At 68.1% G+C, this 19,736-nt stretch carries 19 protein-coding genes and 4 pseudogenes; 9 read left to right on the top strand and 14 right to left on the bottom strand.

What is annotated here, in order from left to right; translation table 11 throughout:
- Positions 1-292 (bottom strand): annotated as a pseudogene (locus tag ACZ4MF_RS40315) (IS21 family transposase); the annotation flags it as partial.
- A 141-nt stretch (positions 293-433) separates the two neighbouring features.
- Here ACZ4MF_RS40315 and ACZ4MF_RS40310 point away from each other — a divergent pair.
- Positions 434-727, top strand: coding sequence for a dihydrofolate reductase family protein (locus ACZ4MF_RS40310; RefSeq protein WP_467498168.1), 294 nt, complete (start codon positions 434-436; stop codon positions 725-727).
- Between the two features lie 698 nt (positions 728-1,425).
- On the opposite strand, the gene ACZ4MF_RS40305 is transcribed toward ACZ4MF_RS40310, so the two are convergent.
- The 10 genes and pseudogenes from ACZ4MF_RS40305 to ACZ4MF_RS40260 all read right to left on the bottom strand — a co-directional run bounded on the left by ACZ4MF_RS40305 (position 1,426) and on the right by ACZ4MF_RS40260 (position 7,592).
- Positions 1,426-2,031 (bottom strand): hypothetical protein, encoded by a 606-nt coding sequence (locus ACZ4MF_RS40305; protein ID WP_467498174.1) that lies wholly within the window; start codon positions 2,029-2,031, stop codon positions 1,426-1,428.
- A gap of 152 nt (positions 2,032-2,183) precedes the next feature.
- Positions 2,184-2,326: pseudogene (locus ACZ4MF_RS40300) on the bottom strand (IS5 family transposase); the annotation flags it as partial.
- 290 nt (positions 2,327-2,616) lie between these two features.
- Positions 2,617-3,051: a hypothetical protein gene (locus ACZ4MF_RS40295; RefSeq protein WP_467498166.1), complete on the bottom strand. Its 435-nt coding sequence runs from the start codon at positions 3,049-3,051 to the stop codon at positions 2,617-2,619.
- A 247-nt stretch (positions 3,052-3,298) separates the two neighbouring features.
- On the bottom strand, positions 3,299-3,760 hold the full coding sequence (locus tag ACZ4MF_RS40290) for a hypothetical protein (RefSeq protein WP_467498164.1): 462 nt from the start codon (positions 3,758-3,760) through the stop codon (positions 3,299-3,301).
- A gap of 138 nt (positions 3,761-3,898) precedes the next feature.
- Positions 3,899-4,333 carry a peptidase inhibitor family I36 protein gene (locus tag ACZ4MF_RS40285; RefSeq protein WP_467498162.1) on the bottom strand — a complete coding sequence of 145 codons (435 nt, stop codon included), beginning with the start codon at positions 4,331-4,333 and terminating at the stop codon, positions 3,899-3,901.
- 184 nt (positions 4,334-4,517) lie between these two features.
- Positions 4,518-4,919 (bottom strand): peptidase inhibitor family I36 protein, encoded by a 402-nt coding sequence (locus ACZ4MF_RS40280; RefSeq protein WP_467498160.1) that lies wholly within the window; start codon positions 4,917-4,919, stop codon positions 4,518-4,520.
- Between the two features lie 309 nt (positions 4,920-5,228).
- Positions 5,229-5,603 (bottom strand): peptidase inhibitor family I36 protein, encoded by a 375-nt coding sequence (locus tag ACZ4MF_RS40275; protein ID WP_467498158.1) that lies wholly within the window; start codon positions 5,601-5,603, stop codon positions 5,229-5,231.
- A 345-nt stretch (positions 5,604-5,948) separates the two neighbouring features.
- Entirely contained in the window at positions 5,949-6,416 is a 468-nt protein-coding gene (locus ACZ4MF_RS40270) for a hypothetical protein (protein WP_467498157.1), read from the bottom strand.
- 359 nt (positions 6,417-6,775) lie between these two features.
- A complete protein-coding gene (locus ACZ4MF_RS40265) occupies positions 6,776-7,090 on the bottom strand; it encodes a peptidase inhibitor family I36 protein (RefSeq protein WP_467498155.1) in 315 nt (104 codons plus the stop codon).
- A 70-nt stretch (positions 7,091-7,160) separates the two neighbouring features.
- Positions 7,161-7,592, bottom strand: coding sequence for a hypothetical protein (locus ACZ4MF_RS40260; protein WP_467498154.1), 432 nt, complete (start codon positions 7,590-7,592; stop codon positions 7,161-7,163).
- A 437-nt stretch (positions 7,593-8,029) separates the two neighbouring features.
- Here ACZ4MF_RS40260 and ACZ4MF_RS40255 point away from each other — a divergent pair, with 437 nt between their 5' ends.
- Positions 8,030-10,441, top strand: a complete 2,412-nt coding sequence (locus ACZ4MF_RS40255; RefSeq protein WP_467498152.1) for a tetratricopeptide repeat protein — start codon at positions 8,030-8,032, stop codon at positions 10,439-10,441.
- A gap of 380 nt (positions 10,442-10,821) precedes the next feature.
- On the opposite strand, the gene ACZ4MF_RS40250 is transcribed toward ACZ4MF_RS40255, so the two are convergent.
- On the bottom strand, positions 10,822-11,400 hold the full coding sequence (locus ACZ4MF_RS40250; protein ID WP_467498150.1) for a TetR/AcrR family transcriptional regulator: 579 nt from the start codon (positions 11,398-11,400) through the stop codon (positions 10,822-10,824).
- A gap of 92 nt (positions 11,401-11,492) precedes the next feature.
- Here ACZ4MF_RS40250 and ACZ4MF_RS40245 point away from each other — a divergent pair, with 92 nt between their 5' ends.
- The 7 genes and pseudogenes from ACZ4MF_RS40245 (at position 11,493) to ACZ4MF_RS40215 (ending at position 18,096) form a co-directional block, all read left to right on the top strand.
- On the top strand, positions 11,493-11,939 hold the full coding sequence (locus ACZ4MF_RS40245) for an anthrone oxygenase family protein (protein WP_467498148.1): 447 nt from the start codon (positions 11,493-11,495) through the stop codon (positions 11,937-11,939).
- 80 nt (positions 11,940-12,019) lie between these two features.
- Positions 12,020-12,370 (top strand): antibiotic biosynthesis monooxygenase family protein, encoded by a 351-nt coding sequence (locus ACZ4MF_RS40240; RefSeq protein WP_467498146.1) that lies wholly within the window; start codon positions 12,020-12,022, stop codon positions 12,368-12,370.
- A 132-nt stretch (positions 12,371-12,502) separates the two neighbouring features.
- On the top strand, positions 12,503-12,889 hold the full coding sequence (locus ACZ4MF_RS40235) for a VOC family protein (RefSeq protein ID WP_467498144.1): 387 nt from the start codon (positions 12,503-12,505) through the stop codon (positions 12,887-12,889).
- A gap of 64 nt (positions 12,890-12,953) precedes the next feature.
- Positions 12,954-13,192 (top strand): annotated as a pseudogene (locus tag ACZ4MF_RS40230) (transposase); the annotation flags it as partial.
- A 398-nt stretch (positions 13,193-13,590) separates the two neighbouring features.
- Positions 13,591-15,255 carry an alkaline phosphatase family protein gene (locus ACZ4MF_RS40225; protein ID WP_467498142.1) on the top strand — a complete coding sequence of 555 codons (1,665 nt, stop codon included), beginning with the start codon at positions 13,591-13,593 and terminating at the stop codon, positions 15,253-15,255.
- Between the two features lie 710 nt (positions 15,256-15,965).
- Positions 15,966-17,201: a hypothetical protein gene (locus ACZ4MF_RS40220; protein WP_467498140.1), complete on the top strand. Its 1,236-nt coding sequence runs from the start codon at positions 15,966-15,968 to the stop codon at positions 17,199-17,201.
- Between the two features lie 19 nt (positions 17,202-17,220).
- Positions 17,221-18,096, top strand: a pseudogene (locus tag ACZ4MF_RS40215) (IS5 family transposase).
- Positions 18,097-18,177: 81 nt separating this feature from the next.
- Here the strand turns inward: ACZ4MF_RS40215 and ACZ4MF_RS40210 are convergent.
- Entirely contained in the window at positions 18,178-18,627 is a 450-nt protein-coding gene (locus ACZ4MF_RS40210) for a MarR family winged helix-turn-helix transcriptional regulator (RefSeq protein WP_467498139.1), read from the bottom strand.
- A 166-nt stretch (positions 18,628-18,793) separates the two neighbouring features.
- On the bottom strand, positions 18,794-19,729 hold the full coding sequence (locus ACZ4MF_RS40205; RefSeq protein ID WP_467498137.1) for a helix-turn-helix transcriptional regulator: 936 nt from the start codon (positions 19,727-19,729) through the stop codon (positions 18,794-18,796).
- Positions 19,730-19,736: the final 7 nt, after the last annotated feature.

Here is a 19,736-nt window from a genome sequence, read left to right as displayed (position 1 = left end):
CGGCGCCAGCCTCCTGCTGAAGCCGGCTCAGGATCCTTTTCACTGTGTGTCGCTGCTTCGGCGGAGCATCCAGGTCGTCGAGCAGCCACTGGTCGATCGTCTTCTTGAACGGCTCCAGCCTGGGCGAATGCCGTCGCGGCGTCCGACGCGGCGCGGGCACGGTCGAACACAGTGCCTCGCGTACCAGCCGGCGGTGGACCCGGTACTTGCGCGCCAACGCGCGGACCGACAGGCCCTGCTGCCACGAGTCCCGGCGGATCAGCAGGAACAGTTCTTCCTTCGAGGACGCCACCCGGCATCGCCTCCTCACGGCGACCTACCGCGAGCGTCCCAGCCCCAGCTCCAAGGTGGGGCCAACTCAAGCCGGAACAACCCCGAACGCTCCCGCGCGCCCCGCCGGTGGGGCCAGTTCGGGCCGGAAAAGCGGCACCAGTTGGGACCGTTAACGCCACACTTCGTCAACGAGGGCATCGAGACCGCGCTCGACCAGGCCCGCGGCGCCGCAGGCGACCGCGACATCCGCATCGCCGGCGGCGGCACAACGATCCTGGAGCACCTGAACGCCGGCCTGATCGACGAGTTCTCGATCACGCTGTCCCCCGTGCTGTTCGGCTCCGGAACCCGCCTGTTCGACGGCGTGGACGCGTCCAAGGTCGCGCTGGAGCCGATCCGTTCGGAGCCGTCGTCGCGGGTGACACACCTGACCTGCGCCGTGCACCCACGGTAGCCCCGCCACCACTCCACCCCAGCGACGCGAGCACCCACGGCGCACACGTTGGACCCTGGGTATTCAGCGCAATTGGGCTGTCTGACGCCCCGATAACAGAAAGGTGCCGTTTGACCCGCAAGGATGTGAGTGTCGAAGTCAAATCCGCTGCGGGAGCAGGCCCCCCTTCTGGTGGTTGAGCGTACAGGGTGGGACCGTCGGCTTTCGATGGCTGAGGGAGAAGGCTGATCGAGCATGCCGGGGCGGTGCTGCTGCGCCGGTGCGGCGGACCGCACGGGCCCAACGGATGCGCTGGCCGGGGTGCTGCCGTCCAGCATGGTGGCCGGCTGGCGGGACCGTGCGGCGGTGCTGGTTCACCTGGCGGCCGCGATCGTACTCCATCGTCGCGATGGGCGACTCGTACTCCTCCGGTGAGGGCGTCAGCGCTCCGGGTGGCGGGGACTTTCTACCCCGTACCCCAGACGGGCACCCGCCCCGCAAGCTGCGATGCTCACACTCGGCGGGCCCCGCCCAAGACGGACTTGGGCGGGGCCCGCCGGCTCCGGAAGGGCCGGTTCAGTCGCTGCGGTGGGACCACCAGCGGCGCCGCTCCGGGTCCGGCTCGTGCCCGTCGGTCGGCAGCTCGGTCCCGACCCTTGTTGGAAGCGTCAGGACCAGCCTGCGAGGGGGTGTGAACGAGCAGTCGGACGCACTGTGCGTCAGGCGCAGTAGCCTCCGCCTGCGTTGTTCTGCCAGCCGCCGTCGCTGAAGGTGTGGCTGTTGCCGGAGATGTAGCAGGGGTGGGGACCGTAGTTCAGGCCGCCGGCCTGGTCGATCTGGGCGACGGTCAGGTCGACGCGGGGGTAGAAGGCCTTCGGGGCGGCGTAGTTGTTGCCGTTCGGGTCCTTGTCGATGGTCACGATCTGGGAGGTGGTGTAGGAGCCGTTGGCCGTCATGTTGAAGGGCACGTAGCCGAACATCTTGCTGTTCTCGTCCTCCAGGTAGACACGGCCCTCGACATGCGCGTCCAGCCATGTCGCGCCGGTCATCGGGTTGCGGTCCTCGGGGCTGTTCCAGTGGATCTCCGCGTAGACGCCGCGGCAGTCGGGGAAGTAGCCCAGGTAGAGAATGCCGAGGTCGTCGCCGATGTTGGTGATCGTGCTCAGCGTGAGCGGGTGGCTGACCAGGGTCGGCCTGGTGGTGCTGCCGCAGCCACTGGCAGGGACGGCACTGGCGGTTTCGGTGCCGGCGACGCCGAGGCCTGCGGCCAGGGCGAAGGCGACGGCTGTATAGGTCATTTTGCGGCTGAGGGCGCGTAGACGCACGGTGTTTCCTGACTTTGATGTTGGTCTGACGTCGAGCCGCTGCTTGGGCCGGCCTTGCGTTGAGCGGCACGACCAGGCTGCCCGGGACAGCTGGGCGAGGTCACCTTTCCCGTACGAACCCGTACAGCCGACTCGTGGATCCTGGCTGTCAGGGAGACGGTGGCTTCGCCGGTGAGACGGCGGCCATCAGGTCGGTCATGGCGAGGTGGATCGTGGCTTCGGAGCGAGCGGGAAGGGTCTCGTGGTCGCGCGCCAGGCGGCGGTGGAACATCAGCCGTCCGTAGGTCCGCTCCATAGGCCGACCACGCCGCGTTCATGCCGGCCTCGGCGGTTGGCCGCCGTGGCCCGACGGTTGCGGGGCCGGCTGAGCGACGAGGGGAACGGGTCGTCATGCGCGACGACAGTGACGTCGGCCCCAGAGAACGATTCCGGCGGACACGTCCTGACCGCATCCGGTCGGCACCGACGTCATCCGCCTCAGCCAGCGACCCGACCCGCGGCACCGCCCCGGCTCACCCTTGCACTGGCTCTGCGAACGGCCCGCAAGTTGAAGATCAGCAACAGCATCCGGAACTCGTGCCAGTGCTAGCAGACATACTCAGAGGGCGAGTTGTACTGCAAGGTCCCGTTGTTGACCCAGACATCTGCCTGCCCCTGGACATAGCAGGTGTTTCGCCAGTTGGTGGACTGTCCCCAGAGGTTCGTGATGCCAGGGTTGACGGTTCCGGACGGGAGCAACTTGTAGTCGCCGAGGGCGCCGCCGGAATTGATCCACTGCTGGTCGCCCACGGAGCCGACCGCCACTGCCGAGTCGGTGTCGTTCTCGACCCGCACGTACGGCTGCCAGTAGCCGTTCCCTCCCAGGTGTATGCACTCGGCTACCCAGACGTTGGCCTGAGGGTCATACGGCTTCGAGCAGTAGTAGCTGTCAGCGGCCGAAGCGGTGCCCGTTTGGACGGAGCCTGCTGCCGCTGACGCCATGATGACCACGGCGAGACCTGCAATACGGCGTTTGCTCATTGCCACTCCCTTGTGAAGTTCCTGACACTCAGCGCCGGCTCCGGACGGCAGCTGGAGACGGCCTTGCCCGCAGGGGCCTGACCAGGCTGCCCGGGGGTCTGGAGCGGAATCACGCTTTCCACGCAAGTCCACACACCCGAAGTGGGGCCCCTGGTGGGCTTGATCCGCTTTGCCGGACATCGGAGAGCAGGGGAGGTCTTGACGACCCACCGGAGCACAGCCCTCGGCGTGACGGCGTTCGATGGTTTCAGTTGCAGACACCCAGGGCGCCGCCCCTGAGAAGGGCGGGGTCGTAGACGAGCGCGCAGATCTTGTGGCCCGGTCCGTCGTACCACCAGCCGGAGCCGGCGCCGTTGGAACGCCAGATCTCCGCGCCGTTGTCCGTCAGAATGAACGTGCACTGGCCGTTGTCGGTAGCAGTCGGGTTGAGCTCCTGCTCGTCATGCCACGCGCCATTCACGTACTGCAGTTGGATCTCCTGATCGGCGGCGCAGTTCGGCGTGTTGATCCAGTGGTCGCCCTCGTCGGCTGCGAAGGCGGGCGTGGACGGGAAGCTCAGAGCGATCGCGGCGCCGACGCCGAAGACGGCGAGAGCGGATCGCAGGGACGTGCGGCGAGTCATCATGAAGCGGACGCCTTTCGAAGCAGACGCATCCTGACGGCTGGCGTCGAGCGTGAGCTGGACCGCCGCCGTCAGCGGCGCGGTCACATCCGTCGGGATGAACGCCAGGGCATGGGGGATCGATAGCCCGTCACGAACAGAGCGGTCGAAATCGACACGTACTCGTCTACCCCCCCCGGGCGAGGTGGTGTGCCGATGCGGGGCGGGGTTCCGTGAGGGTTCCTGTTAGTTGATGAACATCGCGATGTCGTTGTTGTAGGCGGCGCTGGGCAGACTTCCGGCGTATCGCGGAGCAATGGGTATTCCGCAGTTCATGTTGTTGGGCGGAGCGGCGGGGACGCAGATGTTCCAGGAGTAGGAGGTGTTGTTCACCACCGAGGCCGCGTTCTTGTAGACGCTCTGGCCGTAACCCGAGCCGTTGCCCCAGTTGCTGAAGGTGAACTGGCTCAGGTCGCTGTACGAGCCGGGACTCCAGTGCTCGAACGACCCCCAGCCCGCGCCGGGTGAGTTGTAGTACAGGCAGAAGGAGCCACTGGGGCAGGTCTCGGCGCCGCCCGGGCCGGCGGCGTACGCGGGAGTGGTCGCGCCAAGCAGCGTGACGGCAGCCGCCGCGACTGCGAGGGCCGATGCAAACCTGGTGGTGCGACGGTTCGGCTTCATGCTGCGCATATCTCCTCCGGAGGTGTGGCAAATTGCGCTGGGTGGCTGGTGTCCAATTGGTCGTCAGCTGCTGATCCAATGGGCGATAAAACCGGCGGCGACTTCACCCCTGGCCGCGAAGTTGGTCGCGGCCAGGGCAGCACCCCGCCTCACTCACGCAACGGGCTCCGCGCGTGAAAGCGCGTCAGCCCCACAGGTAGGTATCGTGGTTCGCGACTCCGTCTCCGAGCGGTCCTGCATAGTTCGGGACGAAGCCGACCCACACGTTGGCATCCGTTTTGACCTCCACGTATTGGCCGGTGTTGTTGACGATCGAGGCGGCGTTATCGGCGACCACCAGGCCGTAGCCGGAACCATTGGCCCAGTGAGTGAACCTATTGCCGGACAGGTCGGCGCTCACAGGAAGAGTCCAGTTCTCAAACGAGCCCCAGTTGTTCCCCGGCGAGTTGTAGTACAGGCACACGCTTCCGCTCGGGCAGGTCTCGGCACCGCCCGGACCCGCGGCATAGGCGGAGCCGGTTATCCCGATGAGCGAGGTGGCCGCAGTCGCCACGGAGATCAGGCCATACACGAGCTTGCGTTTCATTGCTCCTCCTGAAACACATTCCATGTGACAAGGCTGCGTTGCCGCCGAGGCGGACACCGCGGCCGGAGCCGTTGCCCCAGCTGCTGAACATGAACCGGCTGAGGTAGGGTGGCCGTCCGGGCTCGGGTGTACGCAGTAACCCCGGGCGTTCTGCGGCGAGTTGTAGTAATGGCAGATGCCGCTTCTAGGGCAGGCTTCCCCCCTTGCGGACAGTGGTGCAGGCCGATTCGGTCATTCCGACGAGCGTGACCGGCGCCGTTGCCATGACAACCCGCATAGAGGCCCGTCCGGGGTGCCGCAGTCGACCTGTCAGTCGCCGCAGAACGACCACGCGCCGTTGTAGAGGCTGCCGGTCAGTTGGCCGGACGTATGGGGAGCGAAGTAGGTCACCGCGGGGTTCGGGTTGTGGGACTGCTCCGTGCTGCAGTTGGTGCCGCTGTAGACAGCGACGGTCTGACCGGTGTTGTTGACTGCAGCGGCGGCGTTACCACCGACGGTCTGTCCGTAGCCGGAGCCGTTCCCCCAGTTGCTGAAGGTGTCCTGGCTGAGATCGCGGTCCGTGGCGGGGCTCCAGTGCTCGAAAGAACCCCAGCCTGCGTTCGGCGAGTTGTAGTACAGACAGAAGCTGTTGCTGGGGCACGCCTCCGAACCCGTGGGGCCGGCGGCGTACGCCGATCCCGTCATCCCGGCAAGCGTGGCCACCAGGGCCACTGCGACAACACCGAGGGATGACGCCCGCTTCCCGGCCTTTCCATTCATGCGCAAGTTCATGTGATTCCCTTCGAGTTGTGCCGATGGTGGCGGTGCGAGTCAGCCCACGAAAGTAAGGACCTCATCGCGGGTGAAGACGGTGGAGGCAGGACTCCGGAATATCCCGGGCATCGGCCGCGTCGCGTGGTGCGTGGCGAGGCGGTAGACGATCACGCGGTTCTGTTCCGCTCGCTGTGGCGTGCCGTATGCTCCTGGCGGGCGCGCACTGCGTCCTTTCGGCAGGAGCAGCCCCGTCCCCCCGCTCCCGGTCGGTCTCTCTCAGCCCGTGGACTCCATCGCCCAGTCGGCATTGTGCAGGAAGTCGGGCAGAGCTCCGGCGAATCCAGGGCCGAACTTCTGACAGTCGTTCAGAGCCGTATCGGAACAGATTATCCAGTCCTGATCGGTATTGTTGACAATGGAGGCGGCATTTCCGCCGACCGTGACTCCGTAACCGGAGCCGTTTCCCCAGTTCTTGAACTGATAATTTCCGAGATTTCCGTAACGGCCGGGAGACCAATGCTCAAATGATCCCCAGCCGTACTGCGGCGAGTTGTAGTAGAGGCAGAGGCTTCCGCTGGGGCACGCCTCGGAACCTCCAGGTCCTGCGACGTACTGTGCGCCCGTCACGTAGTGGACATACTGCCGGTCGGTCATCGGGTTGGTCCCCGTATGGTCCGCCGCGCCGGCCGTCTGCGCCGTCGACAGGCCGACGACGGACGTGGCGATCGCCAGTCCTGCGGACATGAGGAGACTCGAACCCCTCCACCGTATGGACACTTTCGCATTCTCCCTTCGCTCAGGTTGAGTTCGGTCGGAGGACCGGTTGCAGCCGTGCGCAGCCGTTTGCGCGTCAGGCCGATGGCGGGGTTGCAGGGTGGCCATGGCGCTGGGTGGGCTGCCGGTCTGGTGTGAGGCGAAGCTAGCCTCACGAGTCCTGGGCTCGTCCTAGGGTCGTCCTAGGGTCTGTGTGATGTCGTGATCAACCGGCTGCTTGCACAGACGACGTTGTCGGCCAACGCTCCGCCGCAGGAGGCCCGTTGCCGTTCCAGTGCATCGTGCGGGCTCCCCTCGTGGCGTCTGCGATGCGGGCATGCCCTACTGGTTCATGAGCTGTCCATCGACCATTCGGCGTTCGCGATGCCGCCGGGGAAGGCACCCGCGTAGCCCGGAGGAACGGGGTACAGGGATGTTCCGTGGAAGTTGGTGCCGTTGTAGATCGTGACCTGGGTGGCGGTGTTGTTGACGACGGACGCCGCGTTGCGGCCGACCTGGATCCCGTACCCGGATCCATTGCCCCAGTTGCCGAAGGTGAACTGGCCCGGGTCGCTGTGGGAACCAGGTCTCCCGTGCTCAGAACTCGGCCCTGTCGGGTGCTCACGGCTGACGCATCGGGTATGGCCCCCGACACGTTCACCCATGCAGGCGGGAACGCCCCGCAGGTGCCTGTGGCCCCGGCAGAGCCCGCGAACAACGCGGCCGGGAGCCCGGTCAGTCGTAGACGTTGCCGCACTGGACCTGGGACCCGAGGGGCATGTCCTGGACGCAGACCTGGACTTCGAGCAGACCGCCGATGTCCGTCGGCCCATGCCACCACGTAGGGGAACTGGCGCCGGTGTTGGGGGCGTGGGCATCGGCATTGCTGTAGGACGAGCCGGCGCCCGGAGTCCCGTAGGCGTTCCACTGGATGATCGTGATGCGGCAGTCGTCGTAGGCGTGGTCCCAGACATGTCCCGTGACGTGGTTGGCGTCCCACGTTGTCCAGCCGTAGCAGTTCCCCGACCAGGCAGCCCAGTTGGAGCCGGCCGCGTGGGCGCTCGGCGCCACCGTCACCCCGGCGGCCAGCGCCGCCAGCGTGCACAGGGCGCCTGCGGCTACCCGGCGTCCGCCACGTGTCGAACGCCGACGCGGTTGGCGTTGCATGTATTCCTCCCATCAAGGTCTCGCCGCTTTCGGCGAGGGTGTCCTTCAACGAGCTCAACGGTTCGCTGATCACCGCCCAGCCGAACGCGCTGCTTTGACTCCCTTGCGTGGAGCGGCACGATCACAGTGCCCGGGGCACCTGGGTGGAGTCCCGTATCCCGCACGAATCCGCACGCCCCCTCATAGACTCTGGCTGTCAGGAACACGGCTGAATGTGCGCGAGGGGTGTTGTGGTCGAGCAGCGGGGGATGCCGGATCCGAGCGGCGCGACCGATCTGACCGAGTTCATCGGCCTGCTGGGCGAGTTGCGGGCATGGGCAGGGATGCCTTCATACCGGGTGCTGGCCAAGCGGGTCGGAGTGGTGGTACGGCCGGCACGGGTCGTGTCGCCTTCCACGATCGTGGACGCGTTCAAGGTCGGGCGCCGACGCCTCGACGTGGACCTGGTGGTGGCGCTTGTCCGGGCGTTGGGCCTGGACGATGCCGGAACGGCCCGCTGGCGTGAGACCTGCATCAAGGTGCACGGGTTGGCCAAGACCGGTGGACCGGCCGGGGTGTTCGGTCAGCTGCCCGCCGACCTCGCGACGTTCACCGGGCGCCAGGAGGAGCTCGCGCGTCTGATCGCCACAGCGACCCGTGATGACGACGGCGGTGGCGCGAAGACTGTCGTGATCTCCGCGATCGAGGGCATGGCCGGAGTGGGCAAGACCCAACTCGCGGTCCGCGCCGCCCACGAGCTCGTCCGGGCCGGCCATTTCACCGACGTCCAGCTGCACGTGAACCTGCGCGGCTTCGACCCTGAGCTCCCCGCGGCCGATCCGGCGGCGATCCTGGAGGCTTTCCTGCGACAGCTGGGGGTGCCCGCGAACGGGATCCCCGCGAGCCGGGATGAACGCGCGGCGATGTACCGCGACCGCATGCGGGAACGCAGCGCGTTGGTCCTGTTGGACAACGCGGCGGACGAGGATCAGGTCCGCGACCTGATCCCCGCCGGCCCCGATTGTCTGGTGCTGATCACCAGCCGGCGCAGCCTCGCCGGCTTGGACGGTGTCACCCCGTACCTGATCGACGTCTTCACCGAAGCCGAGTCCATCGGCCTCCTCGCCCAGATCGCCGGTCACGAACGCGTGGCAGCAGAACCGGAGGCTGCCGCCCTGATCGCCGAATACTGCGGTCACCTTCCGCTGGCCGTCTCCCTGGCGGCCGCCCGCCTGCGCTCCCGGCCCACCTGGACCCTGCAGCACCTCGCCGACAAACTGCGCGCCGGGCGCCTGACGGCCATCCGCGCCGGCAGCCGCGCCCTGCGCCCGGCGTTCCATCTCTCCTACCAGGAACTCGACGAGCCGCTACGCCGCATCTTCCGCCTCCTCGGTCACCACCCCGGCCCCGATACCACCCCCGGCCAAGTGGCGGCCCTGGCCGACGTCTCCGCCGAGGAGGCCGAGGACGCCCTGGAACAGCTCCAGGACGAGCACCTCGTCACCCAGCCGACCGCAGGCCGCTACGAACTCCACGACCTGCTGCGTCTGCTGGCCCTCGAGCTGGCCACCGCGGAACCCGAACCGGACCCCAGCGCCCCGCTTGCCCGGCTGCTCGGCTACTTCGAAGCCGCTGCGCGGAACGCCGACCAACTGCTGGCCCACCAGAAGCTGCCGTTCCCGGATGCCGCACCGCTGGCGGCGGTTGACATGCCGGACCGGGGCGCGGCCATGTCGTGGATGCGCGCAGAGCGTGAGAACATGCTCGCACTCGCTTCCCACGCTCGCGGTGTCCGGCCCCGACGGTGTTTGTCACTCGCTCTGGCCATGAACTCCTTCCTGCAGCAGGACGGCCCATGGCTGCGCGCCATAGCGCTCCAGCGCGACATGGTCTCACTGGCCCGCGAGCGAGGTGAGCCACTCACCACGGCCAACACTCTGTGGTGCCTGGGCCGCCTGTACTACGCCATCAATGAGTATCAGCAGGCGGTGGAACATTTTCGCGAGGCGGTTGACGTCTACCGGCAGATCGGCGAACGCCGAGGCGAGGCCAACACGCTCTGGGATCTCGGGCGCGCCACGCAGTTCACCACGGGACTGCGTCAATCAGGCGCTCTGTACGAGCAGGCCAAGCCCCTGTACCAGGAGTTGGGCGACCACAACAGCGAATCCAATGTGCTCCACGACTTGGCCCGGGTCCGCCACCTCAGCGGCGACAGGCAATCCGCGCTCGGTCTCCAGCAAGAAGCCCTCGAGGGCTACCGCAGGGCCGCGAATCCTCTCGGCGAGGCAAACGCTCTCGTCGGACTGGCCCGCATCCGTCAGGCCGACAACCAACTCCACACCGCCGCCGCATTATTCGAACAAGCACTCGACATCTATCGCGAAATCAGCAACCCTCTGGGACAGGCCAACGCCATGGCCGGAGTCGCCCGCGTACGCCACCGCCTGGGACAACTCGACAGCGCCACGGAGCTGTACGAGTCGGCACTGGCGCGGTACCGCGACATCAAAGCCCGCCAAGGAGAAGCCAACACCCTCCACGACCTCGGGCGCGTCCAGCAAGACCTCAGCCGTCCGGACGTCGCAGCAGACCTCTACCAGCAGGCCAGAGACCTCTTCGTTCAACTCGGCGACCCGCACGGCACCAGTCAAGTACTCAACAGCACCGGCACACTTCTCACCGACATCGGCAAACCGCACGAAGCCCTGCCCCTCCACCGACAAGCCCTCGACCTCGCACGCATGGCCAACACCCCAGCCGACATGGCCACGGCGCAAGAAGGCATCGCCCGCGCGCTCGACCTCGCCCGGGAGTGTCCAATCAACGGCGGATCTGATGATGAAGGAAGTTGCGTCATCTTGAAGTAGCTGGTCAGGGACCTGGTGTGACCCCGTTCAGGGCGCTCGGACTGGTCGTGGGCGGGTGTCCAACTTGTAGATCGTTTGGCAGCGGTGGCGTCGAGGGTCGTCAGGACGAGCAGGGCCCGCGCGAACCGCACGTGCCCCGGGAAGGAATCAGTGCCAGCGAGGCATCGTTCATGCCTGCATGACGACCTTCGTTGCAGCTAGGGCGCGCACCGAGGCGTGACCAATGAGCAGCGCAGCTTCCGGGGCGGGTGCCTGTCCGGGGTACGGGGCCCGGCGATCTGCGGCTGCGCCGCGCGGTCGTGCGTGACCGGAAGCGATGCCGCGGGCAGGCAGCGGCGGGGGCCCGAGGACCCCGGTTGCGTGCCCGCCGGGATGGTGTGTCAGAGCACGGTGAGGCGGTCCACCAGTAGTTCCACTCTCTGCTCGGTGTACTCCGGCGGGAGCCGTCCCGCCCGGGTCAGGGTGGCGATCCCGTGCAGGGACGCCCAGAACGTCTCGGTGAACAGCCCCTGGTGGACGCCGTCCCCGGCGGCCTGACCGAGGCTTTCCAGCAGGGCGGCGAAGGCGTCCTTCAGCGGCTCGGGGGTGTCCTCCTGCGCGTACGCGAGGCCGCCGTCGAGCTGGAACAGGGCGTCGTAGACCGCCGGGTTGTGTGCGGCGAAGTCGAGGTAGGCGCGGGCGAGGGCGGCGACCCGCTCGCGCGGGCTGTCCGCGGCGGAGGCAGCGGCCCGTACCGCGACGGCCAGCTCGGTGGCGCCTTCGAGGGCGACGGCCCCGATGATCTCGCGTTTGCCGCGGAAGTGGCTGTAGAGGACGGGCTGGCTGTATTCGATGCGCTCGGCGAGCCTGCGGGTGGTGACCGCGTCCCAGCCCTGCTGCTCGGCGAGTTCACGGGCCGTCGCCACGATGAGGCGTTCGCGTTCCACCCGTTCGCGTGCCTTGCGTTCCTGTACCGACATGAGTGCGATCCTAGCACCGCTAGACAATCGAGCGGCAGCAGTACTAGCGTTGCCTCATCATCTAGCAACGCTAGATCCCAGGAGGGGTCGTCATGCTCAATGCACTCGAGGTGTTCACCACCGTGGTCGTCGGCGTGATGGTGGGGGTGGAGTTCTGTGTCGCCGTCGTCATGAAGCGGATCCTCGACGCACTCCCCGGCGACGCCGGCCAGCTCGGCCACGCCCACGGAGGCAGGATGCTCGGCGCCGCGATGCCGGTCTGGTACATCACCTCGCTCGTCCTCGTCGGCATCTGTGCCGTCACCGGACGCCACCACCACGGCACCGGCCTCCTCGTCACCTCCGGCGCACTGCTGATCCTCAGCGTGGTCATGTCGCTCCTGCTGCTCGTCCCGATCAACAACCGGAACAAGACGTGGACCCCCGAGAACCGGCCCGACGACTGGCAGCAGCAGCTGAACCGCTGGCAACGCCTCCACTACGTCCGCGTCGCCGTCCTCGTCGCCGCCTTCGCCTCACTGGCCGCCGCCCTCGTCTGAGCCGGGACCCGGACACCGACACCCGGACACCCACACCCTCGAAGACACCCACTGACCGACAGCGAGAGGAAGTACCGAAAATGGCCAAGCTGCAGAGTCTCGACCCGAATACGTCGATGTTCGCGCAGTTCAAGGAGAAGACCGGGCCCATCGTCCTGGCCAACACCTTCGTCGTCCCGAAGGGGAGGACCGAAGCGTTCCTGGCCCTCTTTCACAGGCAGGCCGAGTTCATGAGGGCTCAGCCGGGATTCGTCTCCCTGCAGATGCACCAGGGAACGGCGGGCAGTCAGCTTCTGATGAACGTCGCGGTCTGGGAATCGACCGAGGCGCTCGCCGCGGCGTTCGCCAGCCCGGAGTTCCAGCGCATGGTGGCCGAATCCCCCGATGACATCGCGTCGTACCCGCACATCTTCGAGCACATCGACGTATGACACGGCAGCCGCAGCCGGGGGAGGACAGCCGGAGAAGCCCCGCCCTCCCCCGGGCGGTCACGCATCCACGCGCCATGCCGGGTCGCCAAGCCCGCCGAGCACCCGTAGCCCCGTCCCTGAAGAGGAGCCACCATGACCGTGGAACTGAATCACACCGTCGTCTCCGCCCGTGACCCGCAAGCCTCGGCGCAGTTCCCGGCCGACATCCTCGGCCCGAGTGTCGATCCGCCGGTGGCACACTTCACGCCGGTCACGCCGGCCAACCACGTCAGCCTGGGCTACGACCAGCGGGAGGACTTCGAGCCACACCACTACGCGTTCATGGTCAGCGAGCAGGAGTTCGACGCCGCCGTCGCCCGCATCCAGCACGGCGGAATCACCTACTACGGCGATCCCGCATGCCAGGAGATCGGGCGGATCTATCACAGCAAGCACACCGAAGGCCGCAGGGGCACCTACTTCCACGACCCTGACGGACACCTCATGGAGATCCCTACCCCAGGCGGCGCCGGGTCGTGAGGCCGATGGCGGCCCAGACGATCATGGCCTCGCTGGTGGCGGGATCGCGTTCGTAGTCGCGACCGACGCGGTGATGTGCGCGGATGGTCCGGCGACGTCACTGGTCGACCTGACGTCGCTGCCCGAACACCGTCGGGGGCACGGCGGGCCGTACGGCGAACTCGACCGAGGCCGCATCGACGTCGACCGACTGCGTGTGCCGCCGGCTGGGCTGCCACTGCCCCGCCATGCGGACGGCCGACTGGTCCTGGACATCAATGTGTCACCGTGGCTGCGCCCGACGCGCCGCGCTCGGCAGAGCGCGCCCGCCAACCACGTAGCAGATGATTTGGCAGCTCCGCCTACGGCGCGTCATGCCTTCTCCTAGATCACGGCGTCCGCCCCGGGCACGCGGTCCCACATCGTCGTCCGAGCGCGCCGACGGCACCGTTGCGCCTGTGCTGACAGGGGCGCCGCCCGCCCTGCTCAACGTCTTCTCAATGTCTTCTCAACGTCTTCGGCCACGTCCTCGTGCAGGCCGGCCGAGGCCAATGCCCGCTTGGCTTCCGTCGCTCCAGCGCCACGGACACACGGCCTTATGTGGAGGGGTAAATACGGCGGGTTTGTCAAATATTCATATTCCAGCCGCTGTTGGGACAGGACCGGCGGCTACTCATGTCCCGCATCGCCGCCCGCGTCATCAGTAGCAACTGGAGTTAGCTGTGACCCGCCGATCCATACGACTGGCCGCCGCCCTCGGTGTCGCCATGACCCTCGCCGGAGGTTCGCTCGCTGCCGCGTCGGAGCTCACCGGCTCCTCCGCCGCGCCGCGGAAGCCCGCAGCCGCCAAGCACGTCCTCCTGCTGTCCGTCGACGGTCTGCACCAGTCGGATCTGGCCTGGTACATCGCCCGCCACCCCGGCTCCGCGCTGGCCCGGCTGGTGAACAGCGGCGTGCACTACACCAACGCGCACACCACCACCCCCTCGGACTCCTTCCCCGGCATGACCGCCCAGGTCACCGGCGGCGGCCCGGGTACCACCGGCATCTACTACGACGACGTGTACAACCACGCCCTGCTCCCGGCCGGCACCACCCACTGCAAGGGCGTCAAGCCCGGCGCCGAGGTGGACATGACCGAGGACATGGACAAGAACAAGGCCGCCCTCGATGCCGGACAGGGCCTGAAGAACCTGCCCGGCAGCATCCTGCAGATGACCGGCCGGCCGCAGAGCCTGCTCGACCCGAGCAAGCTGCCCGTCGATCCCACGACCTGCAAGCCGGTCTACCCGCACTCGTACCTCCAGGTGAACACCGTCTTCAACGTGGCCCGCAAGGCCGGCCTTCGCACCGCTTGGTCGGACAAGCACATCGCCTACGACATCCTCAACGGCCCTTCGGGCACAGGCATCCAGGACCAGTTCTCCCCGGAGATCAACAGCGACGCAGGCGGCTACCCGGCCGGGAACGACTGGACCACCGACAACAAGGCGACCGAGCAGTACGACAGCTACAAGGCCAAGGCCGTCCTCAACGAGATCGACGGCTACGACCACAGCGGCAGTCACAAGGTCGGCGCCCCGGCGATCTTCGGCATGAACTTCCAGTCGGTCTCCACCGCGCAGAAGCTGCCCTCCTCCGACGGCCTCAAGGGCGGCTACGCCTCCAAGGGAGTCCCCGGCCCGCTGCTGCAGAAGAACCTCGACTACGTCAACACCGTGATCGGCGCGATGGTCAAGGAGATCCGGTCCAAGGGCCTGGCCTCCAGCACGGACATCGTTCTGTCCGCCAAGCACGGCCAGTCGCCCACCGACCCCACGGCCCTGACCCGCGTCGACGACGGTCCGCTGCTCGACGGGCTCAACGCCGCCTGGAAGAACAAGCACCCGGGCGCCGGCGACCTCGTCGCGCACTCCGTGGACGACGACGGCATGCTGCTGTGGCTCAACGACCGCTCCGCCGAGGCCACCTCGTTCGCCAAGCAGTACCTGCTGTCACAGAGCGGCAAGGGCACCGACATCAACGGCAAGCCCACCAGGTCCTTCACGAACGGCGGGCTCAGCAGGCTCTACGCGGGCAAGGAGGCAGCCGCCTACTTCGGCGTCAAGCCCGGTGACGCCCGGGTCCCGGACCTGTTCGGCATCGCCAAGTACGGCGTGGTCTACACGGGCGGCACCAAGAAGATCGCCGAACACGGCGGCGCCCACGCCGACGACCTGAACGTCCCGCTCGTCATCTCCGGCGCAGCCACCCCCGCGGGCGTGACCGAGTCCGCTCAGGTCGAGACCACCCAGATCGCCCCGACGATCCTGTCCCTCCTGGGCCTGAACCCCCACAACCTGCAGGCCGTTCAGAAGGACCACACCCAGGTCCTGCCGGTCCGCTGACCCTCGACCTGTGACCCCGGCACGGGTGAACCGCGCGCAGAACAACGCGCGGTCCACCCGTGCTCATTCGCGCCGTCAAGTGCTGGATGTGCCACGGCCTGCCAGCAAGCCGGAGCCCACCGGAAACCCTTCCCTCTGGTGGCACCGCAGGTGAGGGGCTGCTTCGGTACCACTTCCTTCTTCTTGCCCTGGCTACGCCGTGGCAGAGCAGCCTCTGCACCCTGGCGAGATCGGTGGTGGCCGGTACGTCCAGGGCCACCATGCCGAGTTGTTCCATCCCCTCGCCGTCAACGCCGAAGTCGCCGGAAATGCGTTGATCACGCTTTGCCGTGCAGACTCTCGCCGGCCACCTGTCCCTTCCACCCCGGCGACTGACTCGCTCTCCGCACCAACGGCCTGGTCGAAACCCGAACCGAGCCCCTCGACGCCCGCCCGGACAGCCTCCTCCACACGCTCGATGCCACACGTGGCCAGGTCCTGAGCGAGATCTGTGACCGTGTTCCGGAAGTCCTTCGGCTGCCTGGAGGCGAGGGTCAGGGGGCGATGGCAGGTGCTGCAGGTGCCGGTCCAGTCGGCCGGCGCGGAGCGTCCGGCGGCTCAGGTCACAGCAAATCCACACCAACCGATGGGAACCCGACCGGTCGGGAGGAACGTCCTCCCCTCGGGAGCGATCCGCACACAAGCGAACAGCTGAGGGGGAGGTGGGGAACGTGCCGTTGCGAGGCACCTGGCATCGGTGGGCGCTCGGGCTGTGGGCGCTGGTGTGGCTGCTCGCGTACATGCCGGGCGGCGGCTACTCGTGGCACTACTTCGCCCACGGCAGCGCGCTGCTGTTCGACGGTTCCGGCGCGCGCCCGGCGGGCGGCCTGCACCTCTACGCGAACTATCCGGGCCTCCAGATAGGTCCGGTCGCCTTCGTCGGCGCCCAGATGCTGCGCTCGATCGGGTCGGACAACGGGATGGTGGCGGGCCAGCTGGCGATGACAGCCGCCGGCCTGCTGGTGCTGCACACCCTGGAGCGCTGCGCGGTGCTCGCGCGCCCGGACCTGCTGCGACGGCCGACCGCCCTGCGGCGGACCGTGCTCCTGGGCGGGAGCGTGTTCCTCGTCGTGTGGGAGTCACTGGCCGTGCACTACGGCCACCTCGACGACGTGCTGGCGCTGCTCTTCGCCGTGCTCGCGGTCCGGGCCTTGATCGCGGACAGCCCGGCGCTGGCGGGTCTCTGCCTGGGCCTGGCCGCCGACTCCAAGCCCTGGGCACTGGCCTTCCTGCCGCTGGTCCTGGCCGCGCCCCGGATTCGGCGGCGGCACGTCGCCGTCTACGCGGCGGCCACCGTCCTGCTCGCCTGGCTGCCCTTCGTGATCGCCGACGCGGGCACGCTCACCGCCGCGCAGTACACCATCGTCAACGAGCCCTCCTCCGCCCTGCGCGCGCTCGGCGTCGCCACGGCCGGGACGCCTTCGTGGGACCGCATGGCGCAGCTCTGTCTGGGCTGCGGCCTGGGCGTGCTCGCGGTCGTGCGACGCCGCTGGCAGGCGGTGCTGCTGCTGGGGGTCGGCGCCCGGCTCGTGCTGGACCCGGGCGTCTACGACTACTACACCGCCGGCCTGCTCCTCGGCGCTCTGTGCTGGGAGCTCCTGGGCCTGCAGCGCCCCGTCCCGGTGTGGTCTCTGGCCGCCTTCACGGGCCTGCATCTGGCGCCGGGTGTCATCGGCGACGCGTCCCTGCTCGGGACCCTGCGACTGTGGACCGTGGCGCTGCTCACGGCCGGCGTCCTGCTCCTCCCGCGGCGCTGGTGCGCGGAGGAGGAACTGCCAGGGTCCACCGCCGACGCGATCGCCGATCCGGCAATGGTCTCCGGTGACGTCCATCGGCTCCCGAAGCGGTTCGAGACGGTGTCGGCCGGGCGCTCCGACCAGAGAGCGTGTGCCGGAAGTGGATCTTGAGGTGGGATGATCTGGTTCTGTGGCACGTGGAGATCTGACGGATGCGCAGTGGGCCCGCCTGGAGCCACTGTTGCCTCAGGGCAAGAAGCCGGGGCGCCCGCCGATATGGACCATGCGGCAGCTGATCGACGGCATACGGTTTCGCACCCGCACCGGCGTCCCCTGGCGGGACGTACCAGAGCGGCACGGCCCATGGGCCCGGTCGTACGGCCTGTTCCGGCGCCGGCAGCGGGACGGCACCTGGCAGCGGATCTTCGCCGCGTTGCAGGCCCAGACCGACGCCACGGAGCTCATCACCTGGGACCTCACCATCGACTCCACCGTGTGCCGGGCCCACCAGCACGCCGCCGGGGCGCGAAAGAGGCGGACCTGCAGAAGGAGCCGCCCGGTGGCGTCGCCGTCGAGCCGGACGGCCATGGGCTCGGACGCTCGCGCGGTGGCCTGACCACCAAGCTCCACCTGGCCGTCGAGCAGGGGCAGAAGCCCATGTCCATCGTGATCACGGCCGGGCAGCGAGGCGACTTTCCGCAGTTCGAGCCCGTCCTGAACAAGGTCCGCGTCGCCCGCCAGGGGCCGGCCGTCCGCGCACCCGGCCCCGTCGGGTCCGCGCCGACAAGACACCTCCTCCCGCAAGAACCGGGCCTACCTGCGACGTCGCGGTATCCGCTGCGCCATCCCGGACAAGGCTGACCAGGCCCGTAACCGCAAGAAGCTCCGCTCTCGGGGCGGGCGGCCGCCGAAGTTCGACGCGGAGGATTACAAGGCCCGGCACGCGGTTGAGTGCGGCATCAATCGCCTCAAAAGGCACCGTGCCGTGGCCGCGAGGTACGAACTCAAACTCGCGGTCCGCTACGAAGCAACCGTGCTCATCGCAGCGATCATCGAGTGGCTCTGACCGCGGTAAGCCCTTCGGCAGCATCACCTGGCGGGCCTTTCTTGCCCCTGCTCGGGTACGTCGACCTCTACGACGGCACCGTCAGGCGAGGTTGTCGGTGACGTGCTGGAGTACGGAGACCGCCGTCGCGTAGTCCTCCTCCGTGATGTCGCCGAGGAGCTCCGAGCGCACCCGGTCCATGTGTTCCTTCGCCGTCGCCAGGCCCTCGTGGCCCTGTTCCGTGAGGGTCAGCCGGCCGTCCGCGCCGACGCCGAGCCAGCCCCGGTGCACGAGGACGTCGGCGGCGTGGACCATCACCTGGGCGTCCATGCCGTAGGGCACGTCCAGGGCACGGATCTCTTCTTCGGTGAGGCCGTGCTCGGCCCGGACGATGTTGTTGAGCGCCCACCACTGGGGCTGGGTCATGTCGATGCGCGCCAGGGCAGCCTGCGAGTGCCGCAGGATCGCCTCGGTGGCGCCCCAGGCAACCAGGGCGATCGGCCGCTGGTCGAGCGCGGTGGTGTTGTTCCGCGGGGTGCTCATGGTCGTCATGATCGCGAGGCTAGGACCTCAAGCGCAGTTGAGGTCAAGGCCGGTTCAGACCAGCGGCCGTCGCGCAGCCGCCACGAGATGCGACGAACTCGCCGTGCGCCAAGAGGCAACCGCACTGGTCGCAGTCCTCAACAAGTGGCTGTGACCAGCACTTTCGCAGCAGACCCTAGCTCCGGCTGTCCGCCCCGTCCCGTGGGGATCCCGGAGTCTCGGTGCGTCCCGCCTGCCGCGCGGCCGGAAGGGCAGTCGGAACACCGGCCTGGGTGAGGAGGCACAGCGCTGCCGCTGACGTGGTCCCGGCGTCGGCGGTCGCCACGACTATGCGCTGGCCCTCCTCCTGCGGGACGTTCAGGGTCTGGAGGTTGAGCTGCATGCGGCCTACGAGCGGATGGTGCATGCGGTACGTCGCAAGATCCCACTTCCTGACCCGGTGTTCGGACCACATCGTGGTGAACTCCGCGCTCTTCATGGCCAGTTCACCGATCAGCGCGGCCAGCCGCGGGTCGTCCGGATGCTGTCCGACGGCGAGCCGCAGCTTTCCCACCACGTCCCTGGCCTTCTTCGGCCAGTCCACGTCGTAGAGGTCCCGGGTGTGTGCGTCCAGGAAGACCAGCCGGGCCGTGTTCGGGCGCCGGTCGGGTTGATCGGGGATGTGCGGGTCCAGATGCCCGGCGAACAGGGCGTGTCCCGTGCGGTTCCAGGCCAGTACGTCGCTGCGGCGCCCGAGCACGACCGCGGGTGCGTCGCCGAACGCGCCGAGCAGCTGCTGGGTCGTGTCGCCCGCCCGCTCCGGCGCGGGCCTGCGCCGGGTACCGGTGCGGCGCGAGGCGCGGGCCAGGTCGTGCAGATGAGCCCGCTCCACCTCGTCCAGCCCGAGGGCACGAGCCAGCGCGTCCAGCACCTCCGGTGAGGCGTTGAGCGAGAGCCCCTGCTCCAGCCGCGTGTAGTAGGACAGGCCCACCCCGGCGAGCTGTGCCAGCTCGTCGCGGCGCAGACCCGGCACGCGACGGCGTTCTCCGAAATCCGGGAGTCCTACGTCTGCCGGCTGCAACTGCGACCGGCGGGTCTTGAGGAACTCCCCCAACCGCGGCTTCTTGTCCATGCGCCGA

The organism is Streptomyces sp. NPDC025793 (assembly GCF_055558375.1).
This window is presented reverse-complemented; position numbering and strand designations above follow the sequence as displayed.

Bases quoted from the DNA above. Each gene is read 5' to 3' on its own strand.
- ACZ4MF_RS40295 (WP_467498166.1), bottom strand. From the start codon at position 3,051: ATGAGCAAACGCCGTATTGCAGGTCTCGCCGTGGTCATCATGGCGTCA.
- ACZ4MF_RS40285 (WP_467498162.1), bottom strand. From the start codon at position 4,333: ATGAAGCCGAACCGTCGCACCACCAGGTTTGCATCGGCCCTCGCAGTC.
- ACZ4MF_RS40280 (WP_467498160.1), bottom strand. From the start codon at position 4,919: ATGAAACGCAAGCTCGTGTATGGCCTGATCTCCGTGGCGACTGCGGCC.
- ACZ4MF_RS40275 (WP_467498158.1), bottom strand. From the start codon at position 5,603: ATGACGGGATCGGCGTACGCCGCCGGCCCCACGGGTTCGGAGGCGTGC.
- ACZ4MF_RS40270 (WP_467498157.1), bottom strand. From the start codon at position 6,416: ATGTCCGCAGGACTGGCGATCGCCACGTCCGTCGTCGGCCTGTCGACG.
- ACZ4MF_RS40265 (WP_467498155.1), bottom strand. From the start codon at position 7,090: ATGGGTGAACGTGTCGGGGGCCATACCCGATGCGTCAGCCGTGAGCAC.
- ACZ4MF_RS40260 (WP_467498154.1), bottom strand. From the start codon at position 7,592: ATGCAACGCCAACCGCGTCGGCGTTCGACACGTGGCGGACGCCGGGTA.
- ACZ4MF_RS40250 (WP_467498150.1), bottom strand. From the start codon at position 11,400: ATGTCGGTACAGGAACGCAAGGCACGCGAACGGGTGGAACGCGAACGC.
- ACZ4MF_RS40245 (WP_467498148.1), top strand. From the start codon at position 11,493: ATGCTCAATGCACTCGAGGTGTTCACCACCGTGGTCGTCGGCGTGATG.
- ACZ4MF_RS40240 (WP_467498146.1), top strand. From the start codon at position 12,020: ATGGCCAAGCTGCAGAGTCTCGACCCGAATACGTCGATGTTCGCGCAG.
- ACZ4MF_RS40235 (WP_467498144.1), top strand. From the start codon at position 12,503: ATGACCGTGGAACTGAATCACACCGTCGTCTCCGCCCGTGACCCGCAA.
- ACZ4MF_RS40210 (WP_467498139.1), bottom strand. From the start codon at position 18,627: ATGACGACCATGAGCACCCCGCGGAACAACACCACCGCGCTCGACCAG.
- ACZ4MF_RS40205 (WP_467498137.1), bottom strand. From the start codon at position 19,729: ATGGACAAGAAGCCGCGGTTGGGGGAGTTCCTCAAGACCCGCCGGTCG.